At 70.2% G+C, this 14645-nt stretch carries 13 protein-coding genes and 1 pseudogene; 6 read left to right on the forward strand and 8 right to left on the reverse strand.

All coding sequences use genetic code 11. The features are described 5' to 3' along the window. Positions 1 to 119: 119 nt before the first annotated feature. Both I4I81_RS12570 and I4I81_RS12575 read right to left on the reverse strand, forming a co-directional pair. Positions 120 to 1586, reverse strand: coding sequence for a SulP family inorganic anion transporter (locus I4I81_RS12570; RefSeq protein ID WP_218601522.1), 1467 nt, complete (start codon positions 1584 to 1586; stop codon positions 120 to 122). A 254-nt stretch (positions 1587 to 1840) separates the two neighbouring features. After that, the gene (locus I4I81_RS12575; RefSeq protein WP_226363906.1) at positions 1841 to 2242 is read right to left on the reverse strand and encodes a MerR family transcriptional regulator; all 402 of its coding nucleotides are present in this window, start codon (positions 2240 to 2242) and stop codon (positions 1841 to 1843) included. 268 nt (positions 2243 to 2510) lie between these two features. Here I4I81_RS12575 and I4I81_RS12580 point away from each other — a divergent pair, with 268 nt between their 5' ends. Both I4I81_RS12580 and I4I81_RS12585 read left to right on the forward strand, forming a co-directional pair. Beyond that, entirely contained in the window at positions 2511 to 3614 is a 1104-nt protein-coding gene (locus I4I81_RS12580) for an acyltransferase family protein (protein WP_218601520.1), read from the forward strand. A 220-nt stretch (positions 3615 to 3834) separates the two neighbouring features. Then, positions 3835 to 5328 carry an MATE family efflux transporter gene (locus I4I81_RS12585; protein ID WP_218601519.1) on the forward strand — a complete coding sequence of 498 codons (1494 nt, stop codon included), beginning with the start codon at positions 3835 to 3837 and terminating at the stop codon, positions 5326 to 5328. On the opposite strand, the gene I4I81_RS12590 is transcribed toward I4I81_RS12585, so the two are convergent. Continuing rightward, on the reverse strand, positions 5318 to 6415 hold the full coding sequence (locus tag I4I81_RS12590; protein ID WP_218601518.1) for a cellulase family glycosylhydrolase: 1098 nt from the start codon (positions 6413 to 6415) through the stop codon (positions 5318 to 5320). The genes I4I81_RS12585 and I4I81_RS12590 overlap by 11 nt on opposite strands. A gap of 237 nt (positions 6416 to 6652) precedes the next feature. Between I4I81_RS12590 and I4I81_RS12595 the strand changes: the two genes are divergently transcribed. Both I4I81_RS12595 and I4I81_RS12600 read left to right on the forward strand, forming a co-directional pair. Next, positions 6653 to 7807: an MFS transporter gene (locus I4I81_RS12595; RefSeq protein WP_218616048.1), complete on the forward strand. Its 1155-nt coding sequence runs from the start codon at positions 6653 to 6655 to the stop codon at positions 7805 to 7807. 20 nt (positions 7808 to 7827) lie between these two features. Next, positions 7828 to 8787 (forward strand): ADP-ribosylglycohydrolase family protein, encoded by a 960-nt coding sequence (locus I4I81_RS12600; protein ID WP_218602777.1) that lies wholly within the window; start codon positions 7828 to 7830, stop codon positions 8785 to 8787. A gap of 57 nt (positions 8788 to 8844) precedes the next feature. Here I4I81_RS12600 and I4I81_RS12605 read toward each other — a convergent pair whose 3' ends face one another. After that, on the reverse strand, positions 8845 to 9759 hold the full coding sequence (locus I4I81_RS12605; protein WP_218602776.1) for an ADP-ribosylglycohydrolase family protein: 915 nt from the start codon (positions 9757 to 9759) through the stop codon (positions 8845 to 8847). Between the two features lie 139 nt (positions 9760 to 9898). On the opposite strand from I4I81_RS12605, the gene I4I81_RS12610 reads away from it, so the two are divergent. Further along, entirely contained in the window at positions 9899 to 10135 is a 237-nt protein-coding gene (locus I4I81_RS12610; protein WP_218602775.1) for a DUF2795 domain-containing protein, read from the forward strand. 20 nt (positions 10136 to 10155) lie between these two features. On the opposite strand, the gene I4I81_RS12615 is transcribed toward I4I81_RS12610, so the two are convergent. Further along, positions 10156 to 10854 (reverse strand): polyamine aminopropyltransferase, encoded by a 699-nt coding sequence (locus I4I81_RS12615; protein ID WP_218602774.1) that lies wholly within the window; start codon positions 10852 to 10854, stop codon positions 10156 to 10158. Between the two features lie 59 nt (positions 10855 to 10913). Beyond that, complete coding sequence (locus tag I4I81_RS12620) at positions 10914 to 11708, reverse strand: hypothetical protein (RefSeq protein WP_218602773.1); 795 nt, start codon at positions 11706 to 11708, stop codon at positions 10914 to 10916. Between the two features lie 454 nt (positions 11709 to 12162). Between I4I81_RS12620 and I4I81_RS12625 the strand changes: the two genes are divergently transcribed. Beyond that, positions 12163 to 13251, forward strand: coding sequence for an ADP-ribosylglycohydrolase family protein (locus I4I81_RS12625; RefSeq protein ID WP_226363907.1), 1089 nt, complete (start codon positions 12163 to 12165; stop codon positions 13249 to 13251). A 302-nt stretch (positions 13252 to 13553) separates the two neighbouring features. On the opposite strand, the pseudogene I4I81_RS12630 reads toward I4I81_RS12625, so the two are convergent. Both I4I81_RS12630 and I4I81_RS12635 read right to left on the reverse strand, forming a co-directional pair. Then, positions 13554 to 13823, reverse strand: a pseudogene (locus tag I4I81_RS12630) (MerR family transcriptional regulator); the annotation flags it as partial. Positions 13824 to 14071: 248 nt separating this feature from the next. Further along, positions 14072 to 14527 (reverse strand): DUF6918 family protein, encoded by a 456-nt coding sequence (locus I4I81_RS12635; protein ID WP_218602770.1) that lies wholly within the window; start codon positions 14525 to 14527, stop codon positions 14072 to 14074. Positions 14528 to 14645 lie beyond the last annotated feature (118 nt).

Raw genomic sequence — 14645 nt, forward strand, 5'->3', positions numbered from 1 at the left:
CAGGTACCTCGCCTACTCAAGTCCCCCGTCGCCATCGTCGCGACCCTACCCGAGTGGTAGGGAGTCGCCACGGATCGGCCGAGCCTCAGTGTGTGGGGGCGGCACGTTCTCCGGCGCGCTCAGTGGGCGCCGGAGAGCCGTCCGGCCATCCGGTCGTGCCGCACCCGGCTACCGTCGTTCATCCCGACGACCGTCAGGGTCGTGCCACGGGCTTCGTACTTCGTCCGGATCGCGTCGAGCGCGGCCACCGTCGAGGCGTCCCACACATGGGCGGCCGACAGATCGATGACGACGTTCTCCGGGTCGGTCCCATAAGCGAACTGGTAGACCAGGTCGTTGCTGGAGGCGAAGAACAACTGCCCGCTGACCCGGTACAACTTGGTGCTGCCATCGGGATCGACGACCGATGTCACCTCCACGACGTGGGCCACCCGCCGGGCGAACAGCACCATCGCCACGAGCACCCCGACCGCCACGCCGTAGGCGAGGTTGTGCGTGCCGACGGTGACCACGACGGTCGCCACCATCACCGCGGTCTCGGACAGCGGCATCATTCTCAGGGTCGAGGGCCGGATGCTGTGCCAATCGAACGTCCCGACCGCGACCATGATCATGACCCCGACCAGCGCGGCCATCGGGATCACCGCGACGACCTCGCCCAGCGCGACGACCAGAACCAGGACGAACACCCCGGCCAGGAACGTCGAGAGCCGCGTGCGGGCACGACCGTCCTTCACGTTGATCATGGTCTGGCCGATCATGGCGCAGCCACCCATGCCGCCGAAGAAGCCGGTGACGATGTTGGCAACGCCCTGCCCCCAGGACTCGCGGGTCTTGTCGGAGTGGGTGTCGGTGATGTCGTCCACGAGCTTGGCGGTCATCAGCGACTCGATCAGCCCAACCAGTGCGATGGTCAGGGCGTAGGGCGCGATGAGCTGCAGCGTGGCCAGGTCGAACGGCACGGCCGGCAGCCCGAGGACGGGGAGGCTGTCGGGCAGCGCGCCCTGGTCACCGACGGTCGGCACCACCACGCCGGCCACCACGGTGAAGCCGGTGAGCAGCGCGATCGCCACGAGCGGGCCGGGGACAGCCCTGGTCAGCCGGGGCAGCCCGACCAGCACCACGAGACCGACCGCGAGGAGCGCGTACACCATCCACGGCACGTCCATGAGATAGGGCAGCTGGGAGGTGAAGATCAGGATGGCCAGCGCGTTGACGAAGCCGACCATCACGCTGCGGGGCAGGAACCGCATCAGCCGCGCGACCCCGACCAGACCCAGGACGATCTGGATCAGACCGCCCAGCAGGACGGCGGCGATCAGGTAATCCACGCCGTGCTCGCGGGCGAGCGGCGCAACGACGAGCGCGATGGCACCGGTGGCAGCGGAGATCATCGCCGGCCGACCGCCGACGAAGGCGATCGTCACGGCCATGGTGAACGACGCGAACAAGCCGACGCGCGGGTCGACACCCGCGATGATCGAGAACGCGATCGCCTCGGGGATCAGGGCGAGCGCGACGACGAGGCCGGACACGGCCTCCACGCGCAGCACGGACGGTCGCAGCCAGGGCGGCCTGGCAGGCATCAGTCGCGCAGACAGCGGGCGGGCAGGCAGAACAGGGGGCACCGTGGTCACTTTCCGCATCGGGGGAGCGCGAGCCACACACGTTGGGGCTCCAGCGCGAGCCGAACCCTACCCTTACGTGCGAGTAGAGTTGTCGTGCGCCTCGTCACGCCGAGATCCCGGGACCAGGCTGCTGGGGCTGGTCCACCGCGCCATCGACGACGTGGGTGGGGCGGCGACTCCGGTCGACTGGGCCCCTCGCATACGGGTCGCCATCAACTCCGACGCAGTGCCGCCCTGTCCTCACCGCGTTCGATCATGCGTAGATCGCGGGCGAGCTGCTCCAGCCGGACGATCTGGCCACGCATCGACTCGACCCTGCTCTCGGCGAGCGCACGGACGACGGACAGCTGCGTCAGTGCAGAGTCGTCCTCGCCGGGGCCCTGCTCACCGGAGGTTGCGAGGTCGATCGCCTCCAGCAGCTCCCGCACCTGATCGAGAGACAGGTCGAGCGGGCGCAGCGTCTTCATGAGCTCGAGTCGACGCATGTCACCCTCGGAATACTGCCGGAATCCGCCGGCCGAACGCCCGGACGGGACGACGACGCCGATGTGGTCGTAGTGCCTGATCGTCCGGATCGACAGGCCGGTCCTGGCCGAGGCCTCGCCGATCCTCACGTAACCGAACTCACATGCCGCATCGCGTAACCCTACCGCGCTGTCAGGGAAGCCCCGAGTATCGACGCGGACAACCCCCTTGATTCCCGACGCCGCCGTCGGTCTACCCTTACGTAAGAGTAGAGATGATCGTCGCGACGGTGCGGCACGAGCCGCCCGGCATTCGGGCCTTGGGGAACAGATGACCTACCGCGAGCCTCCGACCGCTCCGACGGCAACTCTTCATGCTGTGGTCGCGAGCGAGCCAGTGACTGAGCCGGTGCTCCGTGTGCCGACCCGCTTCGGTCCAACGCTCGACCGCGCGTTCGACCCGCGCTCGAACAGCGTTAACGCCCTGCGGCTCGGGCTGGCGGGTCTGGTGCTGTTCTCCCACACGTTGAAGTTGCATGGGGGATTCGATCCGCTCGGTCGCCTCACCGACGGCGACGTGGACATCGGCACGATGGCCGTCGACGGCTTCTTCGCCCTCTCCGGTTTCCTGATCGTCGGCAGCTACCTGAACTCGCCGTCCACCGGCCGATACCTGTGGCGGCGCTGCCTGCGCATCCTGCCGGGCTTCTGGGTCTGCCTGCTCGTCACGGCGTTCGTCGTGCTGCCGATCGCGCAACTCCTGGAGTTCGGCACCCTGGAGGGATTCCCGCTGACCGGCGAGTCATCCGCGTTGTCCTACCTGGTGAACAACAGCGCCATGTTCATCCGCCAGTTCGAGGTCAACGGCCTGCTGGGTGGAGAACCGGTGAACGGCTCGCTCTACACCTTGTTCTACGAGTTCCTGTGCTACCTCGGCGTCGCGGCCCTCGGTGTGGCGGGGCTTCTGCGCCACCGCACCTGGCCGCTGCTGGTGGTGGCCGGCCTGGTCTGGCTCTTCGTGGTCTCGCAGCTGATCACCGGCGGTGCGATCTACGAAGCCAGCGACACGCTGAGCATCGCGGTGCGCTTCGGGTCGATGTTCATGGCCGGCGCGGTCCTCCACCGGCTCGCGCACCGCATCCCGGTCGGCTGGGTCGGTGGCGCGGTCGCCCTGGCCCTCCTGGCCGGCGCGGTCGTGCTCGCCGTCCTGGTCGGCGCTGAACCGCAGAGCACGCTCGTCTACGTCGTCGTGGCCCCGCCCGCGGTGGCCTACCTCGTCCTGCTGCTCGGTTCGCGCACCGAGCTGCGCCGGATCGGGGCCCGCCGCGACCTGTCCTACGGCCTCTACGTCTACGCCTGGCCGGTGCAGATCCTGCTGATCGTCGCCGGCGCGGCCCTCTGGCCGGTGGCCCTCTACGGGGTGACGTCATTGGTGATCGCCCTGGCCGTGGCCTGGGCGAGCTGGACATGGGTCGAGTCACCCGCGCTCCGGCTGAAGTCCTGGTCACCACGGCGGACCTGACCGCCGACGCCGGCACCAGCGTGGTGTTCCTGTCGTCCGCCACGTCCGCAGGGAAGGACAACCGCGTGAATCCTCACAGCGTGCCGGCCATCGGCCTGGACGCCTCCCCGCGCACGCTGTCGCGGCGCAGGCCGGCCGCGGGTGACCCGCCGACACCGCGGTGCCGGTGCGAGGTGCGGGCCGTGGCGGCCACTCGTCGCCCCGCCGGGGGCAGGCGGTGGTGAAGGTACCCGCGGTCGCCCGCCGGGCCGGGTGGAACCTGGCCGACCAGATGGTGTCGAGCCTGACCAACGCCGTCCTGTCGTTCATGGTCGCCAACGCCGTGGACGCGGAGTCCTTCGGCGGCTTCGCCGTCGCGTTCACCGTCTTCGCGCTGGTCATCGGAGCGGCCCGGGCGCTGGCGACATCACCGCTCACCATCCGGTTCTCCGATTCCGACCCCGCCGAACAGCACCGGGTCGCGGCCTCCGCCACCGGAATGTCACTCACGTTGGGCTTCGCCGTCGGTATCGGGTGCGTCGCCGCCGGCCTGGTGGTCGGTGGTCCAGCGCGCGAGGCGCTCGTCGCGATGGGGATCATCCTGCCTGCAGTGGTCGTGCAGGACTCCTACCGCTTCGTGTTCTTCTCCCGGCAGACCCCGGCGAAGGCCGCGGCCAACGACTCCTTCTGGGCCGTCCTCCAGCTCGGCGCCGTCGGCGCGATGCTGTACCTGGGCGTGTCGTCCGTCGCTCCCCTCGTGTTCGCATGGGGCCTGTCCGGCGCCGCGGCGGTGCTGCTCGCCGTGCGCCAGTCGGCGTCACTGCCGTCTCCCCACAGCGCCCTCGCCTGGTTCCGCGAGCAGAGCGACCTCACGCGTTACCTCCTCGCGACCTGGGCCACCCAGCACGGAGCCGCCCAGGGGGCGATGCTGGTCATCGCCGCAATCGGCACTGTCGTGGCCAACGGGGCGCTGCGCGGGGCGCAGATCCTGCTCGGCCCCACCTCGATCATCTCCTCGGCAGCGTTGACGTTCGCCATCCCGGAGTTCTCACGCCGGCGTGGCCGCCTCACCCGGCGGCAGTGGCTGCTCTCGGCAGCCGGCGTGTCGGGCGTCGTCTCCTTCCTGGGTCTGTGCTGGGGCTCGATCTTCCTGCTCATGCCCGACGCCGTCGGCGCGTACCTGCTGAACGCGACCTGGCCGGCCACCCGAGACCTGCTGCTCCCCGCCGTGATCGCGCAGGTCCTCAGCTGCGCCATGATCGGCCCGGTCGTCATGCTCTACGCGATCGACCGCGCCCAGGCGACGCTGACCATGGAGATCGTCCTGGGGGCCGCGACGTTCACCGGCGGCGTCGGAGGCGTGATCATCGGTGGCGGGCCCGGCGCACAGTGGGGCTTCGCGATCGCCAACGCAGTCCTCCTGCCGTTCTGGTTCTTCCGGCTCTGGCGCGAGCTGCACCGGCAGGCAGAACCGCCCTCCGAACCTGCGCAGGCGGACAAGCCGCCGCCCGACGTCGAGACGACCACACCGATCCGCGTGTCCCGTGACGATGCACTCGTGGACGAGCCGCATCCGGTCTCGTCCCGCGAACGACACGACCGCGGACCGCGGCCGAGCCACCGGCCGCGAACGACGACCGCGCCTCCACGCAGGAAAACACTCGACCCGCCGACCGAGCCGCTGCGCCCGGTCGACGGACGCCGTGGGCAGGCCCATGGCGGGGTCACGGGCTGAAGCTGCGCAGCACGTCCTGGGAAGCGGTGTCCTCGTCGAGGTTTCCGTACTCGCAGTCGTCATCACCGCCCGGTTGCCAGGCCCAGGCCAGCGCACCGGCATAACCCGCACCGGACGTGTAGGCCTGCGCCTTCGCCCTGATCTGCTCCGCGCGCTCGGTGAAGGACCGCTCGCAGTCACCCCCGTCCGGACTCGCGTAGAGCCCGAACTCACCGACGATCACCGGCTTGCCCGCCGCACCGGCGAGGGCGTCGGGTCCGTGGTTGGACTCGACCTCGTTCTCGTCGTACTCGTGGAGCGAGGCGATGTCGACCCCCTCGGACTCGTGCACGTTCCGGTAGGAGCCCGGGCTGTCGTAGGGCGCGATGGTGCCCGAGGCGAACAGCCGGTCCGGATCTACGGATGCGGCTGCGGCGCCCATCTCGTCATAGAAGTCACGCAGTTCGTCCAGGTCGGGGTCCGGCTCGTTGAAGTACTCGAACCAGGCGATGGTCGACTCTCCGCGGTACCGCTCGAGCAGGGTAGTCATGTGCTGCTCGTACGCGTCGCGCTCGGCCTGGTCGGCGAACCATGCTTCGTCCTTGTCGTTCGTGCCGCAGCCGGCGATCGCGTCGTCGAGGGTGATCGTCACGTACAGACCGTGCCGCTTCGCGGACTCGACCGCGGCATCCAGACGCTCGATGTCCCAGCCCTCGAAGAAGAAGAGCCGCACCGCACCGTGCCCGTCATCGCGCATCGTCGAGAACCAGTCGTCGATGTCCTCGGCGGACATGCGCTCGTCGTCGTTGCCGCAGTTGCCCGACCAGACGAACGAGTTGTAGCCCAGGAACCACCACGGCTCACCACCCCGCACGATACGGTCCCCGTCGACCGTGATCGGGAGCGTGCTCCCCCGACCGTCCGACGGCGGGGTCGCGGAATCCCATCCGCCCCACGACCCCCTGATGACCGTCGTCGCCAGCAACACGATCACGATGGCGGTGAAGGTCGCCGCCGCTCCGACGAGCACCGGCGCACGGCGGCGGGCCCAGGGGACCTGCAGGGGCGTGGTGGGTGCCTCGGGGTTCAGGTCTGGACGATCCATCATCGCAGACGTCGTTCTCGGTGGGTCAGCACTGGGCCGACGCTATCAAACCTTCCGTAACGTCAGAGTAGGATCCCGACCGGGTGGACTGCGGAGCGGAAACGGACCGTCGGCCGCGGCACAGCGCCGAAACCGTCTACCCGCCGACCGGCATCGCCCGAGGAGGAACCACTGCCCCCGCACGATGCCGGCGTCCGCACCCCGCCCCCCGGTACCGGCGCCCGCCGCGATGCCCGGATCGTGAGTGTCGGGGCGATCGCCTACGCCCTCACCGCACCGGGACAGACGGCCGTGGTCTCGGTCTTCGTCGACCCGATGGTCGCGGAACTGGGTATCAGCCGCGAGACGGTCGCGGCGGCGTACCTGATCGGCACCCTGGCTGGTGCAGCCGGGATGCCCCTGGTCGGCCGCGCGCTGGACCGTTTCGGCGCCCGCGCCGTCCTGCTGGCGACATCCCTGTTCTTCGGCGCGGTGCTCATGGGCCTGGCCGCGGCCGGTGAGGTCGTGGGGCTCACGGCGGGGTTCATCGGGATCCGGTTCGCCGGACAGGGAGCGCTGACCCTGACCGCGACCACCGTCGTCGCCTACCACGTGACCCACCGACTCGGAGCGGCCATGGGTGTCGTGAGCGCGGCCGGCACCGCGGGGATCTCGCTCACACCGCTACTGCTGGAACGGGTGGTGACGACCTACGGCCCGGGCGTCGGCTGGTTCGTGCAGGGTGTCGCGGTGTGGGTGGTACTCATCCCGCTGGCGCTGCTGGGACTGCCGCGCAGGCCGCCACGCTCGCGTCGCCCCGGCCGGGCCGTCACGGATGGCGCGGCACTGGGGACGATCCTGCGGGCCCCCGCGTTCTGGGTCCTGACCGCAGGGGTGGGGGTGCTGTCGCTTGTGGTGACCGCCTTGACCTTCCATCAGATCGACGTCCTCGGCGAGCGCGGCCTCACCAGCGCGGAGGCGGCGGCGACGTTCCTGCCGCAGACAGTGGCCGGGCTCGCCGCGACCCTGCTCGTCGGCGTCGTGCTCGACCGGATCCCGGCGAAGCCGGTGATGGTCGGCTCGATGCTCATGGTCATGGTCGCGCTGGTGTCCGCGGGCCACCTCCATCCCGGGTGGGGTGCGATCGGCTACGGACTCGCGGTCGGCGTGGCGGGGAACGCGTTCCGCACCGTCGAGGCGGCCGTGCTGCCTCGCTGGTTCGGTACCGCACAGATCGGGGCCGCCCGCGGTGTCGTGCACGCGGTCGCCGTCGCGGCCTCGGCCCTCGGGCCGTTCCTGCTCGCGATCGGCCGGGCGTCGGGCGATTCCTACCGGCCTGCGCTGCTCGGCCTCTGCGTTCTCCCGGCGGTGCTCACCGTCGTGATCGTCGCGGTGCGCGAGCCTCGCCAACTCTGACACAGCGGTAGAGTTGACGCATGGGCTTCATCGACGAAGGACAGGCGCGCGCGGCGCTGGAGATCGGACGCCCGAGTGCGGACGCCGACATGTGCTGCCGGGTACGGGGCATGCTCATCGGACTCGTGGCCGGTGACGCGGCCGGCCGTGGCACCGACACACTGGCCTGGTTCCAGACGCCGACGTGCGACGAGGACGGCTCCCCGGACCGGTCCGCCGACATCGCGCAGGCGCTCGCCGTCGCCCGACATCTCGGCCGCCGTGACCCGCCGTCGACCGGATCCTCCCTGGCCGCCACCATGGCGAGGACGTGGTGGATCACGCAGGACCACGACGGGTATAGCGAGATCGACCGTCGGCGCCTGCGGGCCCTGATGAACAACAGTGACGCGCAGGAGCCCCATCGCTCGACCGGGCCGCGCGCCGGGATCAGCCTCGCCGTCACCGCGCTGCCGCTCGCCGCACGAACCGCCGCCGAGGCACAGCCGATACTGGAGGAGTGCGCCCGGACCCTGGGGGCTACCGCAGCCGAGGCCGTCATCGCCAGAGCGTTCACCGCGGTCGCCCGCACGGTGGCCCGCCACCCGATCCCGTCGGCCAGGACGCTGCCGACCATGGCCGCGATGCGCGACCACCTCCGGCAGGGCATCGCACCCGTCCTGAGTTCGACGAGCGGCCCCGCCGGCGCAGCGGACGCCGTGGGGCTCCACGCTGCGATCGACGCCTTTCTCACCCATCCGGAAGACGCGTCGGCGGCACTGGTCGAGCTCGGCGAGACCATCGGCTGGGCGCCGAGCGTGCGGGCCACCCGGATCACCGCCGCGAGCATGCTCGGCGCTCTGCTGGGCGCCTGGACCGGCCAGTGCGGCGTTCCCGTCTCCTGGCGAGCCCGGATCGGACGGCCGCTGCACGTGCACAGGGCGGCCGGGGCGCTCGCGTGCGGTCGAGGCCCTGCGTGCGCCGTGCCGGACCGAGAGTGAGCAATCGCGACTCCGGCCGGCACGGTACGGGAGGCCGCTCAGGCGGATCCGGCCCGATCAGGACACCAGCGGGGCGCGATGCCGGGACGCGATGCGGTCGGCCAGGCCTCGCACCTGCTCCACGCGCTCGAGCCGGTCGATCCACATCAGAGGCAGAGCCATCCCGCCGCAGCGGCCACCACTCAGCGCTCCCGCCATCGCCGCCGTGACGGTGAAGTCACCACCCACGTCGACCGCGAAGCGCACACAGGCGACCGGATCGTCGTGGTGCAGCAGGAACGCGAGCAGCGCGGTACACACTGCCGCCGCGGAGTTCGACTCCCCGACGATCCGACCGAAGGCGAAGACCGCCGCTACGTCGGCCGGCGACGCGCCACGGGCGAGCTGCTGCACGAGGGCGAGATCCTCGGCGAGACCGGAGCCTGCGCCCTCCTGCAGCCGTTCGACGAACCGATCGGCGTCGAGCGGACGGTGCAGTTCCCCGCTCAGTGCGAGGGCGGCAGCCGACGCCAACACGGCCGCAGCCGACCGTTCCTCCGCATCCATGGAGAGCACCGCGGCACACCGGCGGGCAAGCCCGTGGACCTCGGAGCCGGCCGCCATGAGTGCCAGTGGAGCGACGACCGCGGCTGCGAGCACACCGTCGGAGGCGGGCTCGAACTCCGTCGGGACCGGGTACACGTCGCCACCGAGGACTGCCCCGAACCTGTGAGCGTCCCGCGGTCCCCATCCCTCGCGGTCACGGGAGGTCCACCAGGTGTGCGCCATCGCGGTCGCGAGCGGTCGGATGTCGTCGGGGCCGACGGTGCCGTGCAGCCCCACGTACTCGCCCACGACGAGGGCCAGTGCCGTGGAAGCGCCGTAGCGCATGACGACCCCGTCGCCGCCGGAGGCCACCGCATCGGCTGCGGCCTGGCCCAGCAGCAACCCGCGTGCCTTGTTCCTCCAGAACTCCTGCACTGTCTCCTGCACCGACATCCGCTCCTCCTGAAATCGCCTGCCCTGTCATGGTCGGCGGCGAGCGAGACACGATCAGTACAGCGATTACGCTGGTAGTACAGCTGCCCCGAGCACCTACAACACTCTCGTGATGTCAGAGTACCGTGACCGCATGACCCACGACTCGCAGTCAGGACAACACCCCGTCACCCGCATGGAGATCCTCGACGTCGTCGAGGGAGTCTTCGTCGGCCACATCACCACGAAGATCGATATCTTGGCCGCGGCACAGGACCACGGAGCCCGGGGACCCGTTCTGGACACGCTCGCCCGGCTCGACGGGGACCGACGGTTCGTCTCGCCGCACGACCTGTGGATCGACCTGGCCGACGTCCCGGTCGACGTCTGATCGGACCGGACCGGGTGCGGTCAGCGACGCGCGAGGTAGAGGGTGTTCGCCGACCTCCCGGCGGTGACGGGATTGGGGAAGGAGACGACCTCGGTCCACGTCCGGGAGAAGACCTCACCCAGCAACGCACCGAACTCGTCCAGTGGAGGGCGGTCGGACCACATCCCGAACACACCGCCGTGACGCAGCAGCGCCAGGACCCGACGCATGCCCGCAGCCTCGTAGAACGCGGCGTGGGCGGGTACGAGCACGTGATCCGGCGCGTGGTCGATATCGATCAGGACGGCGTCGTACAGTCGGCCGGGACGTTCCGGGTCGAGGCCGTCTTCCGCGGCGACCTGCGCGAAGAAGTCCGCACACCGCAGGGCGACCCTCGGGTCACCCATGAGGCGGTCCGACGGCGGCAACAGTCCCTGCTGATGCCAGGCGATCACCTGGGGCAGGGCCTCCACCACCGTCAGGGATCGGACTCGCGGGTCGTCGAGCACGGCAGCGGCGGTGTAGCCCAGGCCGAGACCGCCGACGACGACGTCGAGCGGGCCGCTGTCGACAGCGGCGAGGCCGCGCCGCGCGAGCTCGATCTCGGCCACGGTGAACAGGCTGGACATGAGGAACTCGTCGTCGAGCTTGGCCTCGAACACCTCGATACCTGCGACGGGGTCGTGTCGACGGCGCAGACTGATCTCACCGAGCGCCGTGTCGGCCTGGTCGAGCACCATGAAACGGGAACCTGTGTCCGGACCCGTCCCCCGCCGCGCCGCGCGCCTGCCGGGCACGACTAGGAACCGCCCTCGAACCGGATGCCGCGGTCGCGCCCCCACTGGATCGACTCGGCGGCCACCGTCGCCCAGTCGATCTTGGAGGTGCGGGTGCTCGCCGGGTGGGGCGACACATCGCCGTCCTCCATGTGGAACGCCAGCTCGGGATCGGAGCCCAGGAAGGTGCGCCGCCGCGACGACGGGCGCCGCGACATCGGTACGGCCGCCGACCGGACCAGCCCGCGGGCGATCGAGCGCGGCCAGCCCGACACCGGCTCCCGACCGAAGGGCAGCAGGTCGGAACGGACGACCCCCGGCGCGAACGGGAGGAAGCCCTGCAGCATGCGGCAGGTCGCGTCATCCCATGCCCCGCCCGTCAGCGCGCCGAACCTGAGAAGTCGCAGGTCCTCCCGCAACGCCCGGCGCCGTAACCCGTACGTGCTCGTCGTGCTGGCGATCCTGAACCACGTCGTTCCCCGTATGTCCACCACCGCCGCGCCGGGGCCGTCGGACCCTCCTTGCGGCAGCAAGGTCAGCCGCCTACCCCTGCTGCGGTCGACGTCGACGGCGAACGAGCCGTACAGCATCAGGTAGTCGACCTCCGGGCGGTCCTCGGCGGCCGTCACCAGGCGCGTGAGGCTGTCGTCGGTGTAGATATAGTCGTCCTCGGCGAGCCAGATCAGGTCCGCCCCCTCCCCCGGGCGGGCGGCCTCGTCGGCCAGCATCTCCCGGTAGGAGCTCCGGTCGCTCCCCCCACGTCGAACCGCACGCACCTCGCCGTAGGCCTCCATCACCCGGAGTCGGTCGTGGGGCATCGGACCGTCGTTGAGAAACACCACCTCCGGACGCACGGGCAACCGGTCCGCGGCCCGCAACAGGGATACGAGCGCCAGCAGCTTGCTGAAGTACGGGGGGCGCGGCTTAGCACCGTGGCCCGCATAGGACCGGTACAGGATCCGAAGTGGCTGCGCAGTCGCAACTGAAGACATCGTCCTCCGTTCGTCGGGCCGGACTCTCCGGGCACCATCAGTGAGCCGCGAGGTCGAGCGACGACCCACTCGATACCCGCTTCTTCGGCCCGGTCGGCTCCGCCCCGTAAGGGTGGCCGGACACGGCTCGTGATCGAGCGACTCGCGTCCACCATATCCTGCTGCTCTGTAAGGAATGAGATACCCGATGACCTGCTTGGAGCGCCTGATGGAGGCTGCCATAACCTCACATGATGATAGTTTGAACCCGTCCAGTAGGCGGGCCGCCTCTGGCGTGCCGATGTCCTCATCGACCCGAAGGAGCACACATGCCCATGATCGTTGCGAGGTCGGCCCTCCCCCGCGCGGACCGCCCGGGCGACGGTCGACGATCGTCGGGATCGGCGCCGGGACAGCTGCTCGTCGTGACCCCGCATGTCGACATCAGATGACATATCTGGAGGGCGACGGGTCGCTGCACGACCGCGTCCTGGGCATGCTCCTGGGACTGGCCTGTGCAGAGGCGATCGGCGCGCCGTTCTCGGGTGAGGAGCGGGTCGATCGGTGGGAGATCGAACGCTGGGCGTACGACACGCGGCCGCTGCACTGGTCCTCGATGACGAGGATGCTGCACACGGTGCTGGCGCGCCTCTCCGTCGAGCCACGGCTCGGCGCAGTCGACGGTGCAGGGACCGCGCTGCCGATGGAGTTCTCGGCGCTCGAGATCCGCGGCCTGCGCGAGCACGACGCCCGGCGCCCCCTACGCCGCGGCGAGTCGAACGTCGTCCGAGGCGGCACCGGCAACGGGGCTGCGGTGTGGGGCGTCGCGGTCGCGCCCACGGACCACGACCTCGATCGACTCGCAGCCATCGCGCGTGCATCAGCCCGGCTCACGCACCCGCACGAGATCGGTCAGGACGGCGCTGCCGCGGTGGCGATCGCGGCAGCGATCGCCTTCCGAACACCGCAACGGCCACTGCAGCTCGACCCGACCGTCGTCCTCGGCGCAATCTCCGCGCGTCTCACATCGGACGCGTTCCGTCACGCCCTCGAGGCGGTGCACACGCTCCTCACCGACCGCTGGCCCGATCCGGTCGCCGATGTCGTCGGCGCCGGGCCGATCGCGTCCGAGTCCGTCCCGGCAGCACTCGTCGCCGTCCTGCGACATCCCGACAGCTACGTGGCGACGGTGAAGGAGGCGGTGGGGTTCGGCGGCGACACCGCTCGCATCGCCGCGATCTCGGCGGCGATCTCCGCTGCCCGGCTCGGAACTGCAGCCATCCCGGTCGCTTGGGTGGACCGCCTGGACCGCGCCGGACACCTTCGCGGGCTGGCTGCCGGCCTCGTGCGCGCCACCCTGCGGTCGGCCAAGGCGCGGCGGTGCGTGTGAGGCTGCTCCCGAGCGGTCCGACGAGCGCTCACCGCGCGTCCTGACAGCACGCGACGAGCTCGTGCTCCGGCGTGCACACATCACGTCAGTCCTCCGGTCGCCCGCCCGGGCTCCTCGTCACCGATCTCGACCACGGCAGCACCTGCTTCCCGCATGACCGTGTCACGCGTCGTGTCGGGCCTGCCGAACGGAGTGTCACGTCCCGGGCCTTGATGGACGTCGTGGGATGCTCGAGTTCCGCGGATTCGGCCAGAGCCTCCGCCACTCACGGGGCGCTTCAGTGGACAGGTCCATCAACAGGTTCAGATGGTGCGTTCCCGCGCTTCGGCTTCGATGGTCCGGATCGCGCGGGACAGTCTCTCCAGACCCTGGACCTGGGATCGCAGGGTCTCGATACGGCTCTCCGCGAGCACCCGGTACATGGCGAGCCGGCTCGAGATCACGTCTGCCTCGTCCGCATCGGTCGTGATCGCGGCGGAGTCCATGGTCTCGATGAGTTCTCGAACCTGGTCGAGCGAGAGATCCAGCGGTCGCAGCGTCTTGACCAGTTCCAACCGCTCGACATCGGCGTCGGTGTAGAGCCGGAAGCTGCCCGGTCACCGGTCCGAGGGGATGACCAGGCCGATCTCGACGGATCGTGCGTGGGAAAGACCGACGCGGTTGGACACCTCACCGATCCGCATCGTGCGCCCGTCTGCCGTCTCCAGCCGCCACCATCAGGAAACACTACCCCGGTGTGAGGGCTGGCCCGGGCGGAGCCGACGACGCCCTGTGCACGACCCCATGGCCGTGCCGCGGTTCCGCACACAGGGCCCGTGGGTCAGACTCCGGCGCCGGCGTGCTGGTCGATGAGACGACCCAGGCGCGGGAGAGCCTCCTCGACGTTCTTCTGGCCCTGCGGACGCAGCTTTGCATAGACCTTCTTCAGCGTGTCGGAGCTGCTCTGCTCCGCCCGCGAGTCGGCGACGCCCAGGAGAGCGGTGGCGGCCTGCGCCGGACGGGCCGAGAGGTAAGCGCCGAAGTCCGTGCCGGCGGACGCGCGGTAGTCGTCGTAGAACGGCTGGAGCGCCACAGCGACCTCCGGCAGCAGCGTGTCGACTGCGTGCGACACGATGCCGGGCTTGACCTTCTTGACGGTGGCGTATCCAGTCTTGATCACAGCGCCGGATACCCCACCGGAATCCGACACCTCCTGGTCGACGAGTGCCTGCAGGTCGGTGACGACCGTCGGGCGCCTGGCCGGCTCCAGCAGGATGTCGTTGAGGGACTGCGTCACGGGTGTGTCGTCCTTTCTCGTGCTCGGCCGAAGGGTCGGTCGAGGTTTGGGGAGCTTGTCGGCGGTGAGATCCGTTCCCTCAAGAGGGGTGACGAATCCTCGCCGCTCCCGCGGTGCC

It is taken from the genome of Pseudonocardia abyssalis (assembly GCF_019263705.2).
Taxonomy (GTDB): domain Bacteria; phylum Actinomycetota; class Actinomycetes; order Mycobacteriales; family Pseudonocardiaceae; genus Pseudonocardia; species Pseudonocardia abyssalis.

Excerpts from the sequence above, each read along its gene's own strand:
- I4I81_RS12625 (WP_226363907.1), top strand. The coding sequence starts at position 12,163 with ATGTCCTCATCGACCCGAAGGAGCACACATGCCCATGATCGTTGCGAG.
- I4I81_RS12615 (WP_218602774.1), bottom strand. The coding sequence starts at position 10,854 with ATGGTGCTCGACCAGGCCGACACGGCGCTCGGTGAGATCAGTCTGCGC.
- I4I81_RS12590 (WP_218601518.1), bottom strand. The coding sequence starts at position 6,415 with ATGATGGATCGTCCAGACCTGAACCCCGAGGCACCCACCACGCCCCTG.
- I4I81_RS12620 (WP_218602773.1), bottom strand. The coding sequence starts at position 11,708 with ATGCCCCACGACCGACTCCGGGTGATGGAGGCCTACGGCGAGGTGCGT.
- I4I81_RS12600 (WP_218602777.1), top strand. The coding sequence starts at position 7,828 with ATGGGCTTCATCGACGAAGGACAGGCGCGCGCGGCGCTGGAGATCGGA.
- I4I81_RS12610 (WP_218602775.1), top strand. The coding sequence starts at position 9,899 with ATGACCCACGACTCGCAGTCAGGACAACACCCCGTCACCCGCATGGAG.
- I4I81_RS12570 (WP_218601522.1), bottom strand. The coding sequence starts at position 1,586 with ATGCCTGCCAGGCCGCCCTGGCTGCGACCGTCCGTGCTGCGCGTGGAG.